Genomic DNA, 1,159 nt, shown 5'->3' on the forward strand with positions numbered 1-1,159 from the left:
GTAAAAGTAGAATTTTCTCTTAAGATCAAAGCAGGAGATTCTGCATGAAAACATCTAAATTTACTGACAGTCAGATTATGTCTATTTTGAAACAAGCGGAGTCTGGCACGCCTGTTGCCACCCTTTGCCGTGAACATGGTATGAGTAATGCGACTTTTTACAAATGGCGGGCTAAATATGGCGGCATGGATGCCTCATTAATTACTCGATTGAAAGAACTAGAAGCCGAAAATGCCAAGCTAAAAAAGATGTATGCTGAAGAGCGGCTTAAAGCTGAAATCATTCAGGAAGCCATGTCAAAAAAGTGGTAAAGCCATCTTGTCGTCGTCAGATGGCACAACAAGCCGTTGGTGATCATGCCGTCAGTATTCGTTTGGCCTGCCGTGCATTTAGTATCAGTGAAACCTGCTACCGTTATCAGTCCAAATTGAACGATGACAATGCACTGATTGCAGAACAATTGATTGAACTCACCGAAGAAAATACAGATTGGGGCTTCGGGCTATGCTTCTCTTATCTACGCCATGTTGAGAAGTGTGGTTGGAATCATAAGCGTGTTTACCGTATTTACTGTGAGCTGGCATTGAATCTGCGGATCAAACCAAGAAGACGATTAAAACGACATGTACCTGAACCATTGAAGGAACCAACTCATCCAAATCAAGTATGGTCATTGGATTTTATGCATGATCAGTTAAGTGATGGACGAAGTTACCGTTTGCTTAACGTAATTGACGACTATCGATGTGAGGGTTTAGTGATTGAAGCAGGTTTTTCACTGCCTGCAGTGCGCGTCATTCGTACACTTAACCAATTGCTCGAATGGAGAGACAAACCGCTTGTGATTCGCTGCGACAATGGACCTGAATTTATCAGCCACGAATTCGTACGTTGGGCAGCTGAGCATGGTATCCGTATTGAATATATTCAACCAGGCAAGCCACAACAAAATGCTTATATCGAACGATACAATCGTACAATGCGTTATAGTTGGGTGAGTAAACATTTGTTCGATACATTGGAGCAAGTACAAGATTATGCAACACAGTGGTTGTGGCACTACAATCATGAACGACCACATCAAGCTAACGGAGGCAAACCACCTTTGATGGCTGCTTAACCTCTACTTTTAAATTCAGTTATTTATGGGAGGATTACC

General features: G+C 42.2%; 1 protein-coding gene. It reads left to right on the forward strand.

The window, feature by feature from the left end; translation table 11 throughout:
- Window positions 1-44: 44 nt before the first annotated feature.
- A protein-coding gene (locus CDG59_RS14880; protein ID WP_087546040.1) for an IS3 family transposase occupies window positions 45-1,120 on the forward strand; the annotation gives its coding sequence in 2 pieces (ribosomal slippage) (window positions 45-297 and window positions 297-1,120; 1,077 coding nt in all).
- Window positions 1,121-1,159: the final 39 nt, after the last annotated feature.

Source organism: Acinetobacter sp. WCHA29, assembly GCF_002165335.1.
Classification (GTDB): domain Bacteria; phylum Pseudomonadota; class Gammaproteobacteria; order Pseudomonadales; family Moraxellaceae; genus Acinetobacter.